The 1529-nt window shown below is 32.8% G+C and carries 2 protein-coding genes; both read left to right on the forward strand.

Features of this window, described 5'->3' with window-relative positions:
• A partial coding sequence (locus H6411_RS04435) for a hypothetical protein (protein WP_439647232.1) occupies positions 1-748 on the forward strand: 748 nt, incomplete at its 5' end.
• Between the two features lie 2 nt (positions 749-750).
• A partial coding sequence (locus tag H6411_RS04440) for a hypothetical protein (RefSeq protein ID WP_216083440.1) occupies positions 751-1529 on the forward strand: 779 nt, incomplete at its 3' end.

Below are 1529 nucleotides of genomic sequence, written 5' to 3' on the forward strand. Positions count from 1 at the left end.
TACAACTATAGCTAATTCAGTAAATAAAGATTCTTATGCTGCTGGAACTATAGGAGGAGATAACAAAGATAAGTTTGTAGATCCTTTACTAGCAGATAATGAAGGTTGATGAAAAGGTGTGTTTGAGACTTTGAAGCAAGACAAAGGGTTACTAAACAATGATTTAAGTGTTGAATTTAACGCTGTAACTGAAGGATTTCATAAAACTTCAGATACAAACAATGGCGCCACATATCTAAATAAGGTATGTGATACAGCTATTAAGAAAAAACCAGAAGAAGCAGTTAATTCCAAATACTTAAAAAATATTTGAAAGTATTGCTCTATAAATCCAAATTTTGCTGATGGTAAAGGAGGAGAGCCAGAGGTTTCAAAAACCCAAAGAGATAAAAATGATGGATCAATAACTAATGATAAATTGGGGGGAATAGACAAAAATAAGGGTTTGTTAGTAGCAGATCATGAAGATAATACAACTTGGTGAAATTGAACTTATGAGAATAAGTTGAAACCAGCTAAAGCGAAGGCCACTGCGAGCAGCGATTTAGATTCTGCTTTTAATGCTGTAACAGGGGGTTATGGAAACAATTCAACTACTGATTTAAACAAAGTGTGCGAAACACATTACAAAAAAACTGCTTCTAGTGATTTCTCAGATTCAACAGACGGCGAAGGGAAAAACAAAAGAAAGAAAAATGTAGAACAGTTCTGCACTAAAGGAGGTAATGTAACTTTATCTCTTAGTTAGTTATGTCAGCAATAAAAGTAGCAGCTGCAGCTGCCTTTGGTACTGCAATATTAGGTGGTGGAGGTTATTTGATTTGAGATAGTTTTTCTAATTTAGATGTTCAGTATTTAAATATAGATGGTTATGGGGATAATACGTTTGGTAAGAAACATGCAATATATCTTATAGATCCTTATCATCATAGAAATAAATCTGTATGAGAAAAATCATTTGATAAATGAAGAGAAGAGCATAAAAAGACATCTCCAGCAACGACATTCAGTACAGAATTTGGAACTGGAAAGTTCGATAAAGGGTATATTCCTGAGAAAGAAAACAATAGTAAAGCTTTGAATGTTGCTTGCGAAGAAGCTTTTAAGTTAGCGGATAATAATTTAACTGATCAAAAAAGAAAAGACGTTTGAATCTATTGTTCCGTCTTTGGTTCTGAGCCTAAGTTAGTTTCTGATAACTCTAAGCAAACAACATATAAAGATAAAAACGGAGGAAAGCAAGATTTTCAGGGTAAGTTAGTTGAAGTTAAAGAAGGAAATAACTACATAAATGCTGAATTTTGAAAAAGAAGAGATGAGGAATTTTTTTACTCTATAAAGCTAGAGAAAGCTTCAGGAAAGAAGTCTTCTGATGGTTCTATATTTAGAGTTTTATACGATAAGAAAAATCAACAACGTGGGGATAGTGATACTGTTAAACATACTTGTGAAAAAGCTTATAACAAGGCGATTACGGGCGGAGATGCAAGTATTAAATTTACAGATGAAGATATAAAGAGATTCTGTTA

The sequence above is a fragment of the Candidatus Mycoplasma haematohominis genome (assembly GCF_902712995.1).
GTDB classification, from domain to species: Bacteria; Bacillota_I; Bacilli_A; order Mycoplasmatales; family Mycoplasmoidaceae; genus Eperythrozoon_B; species Eperythrozoon_B haematohominis.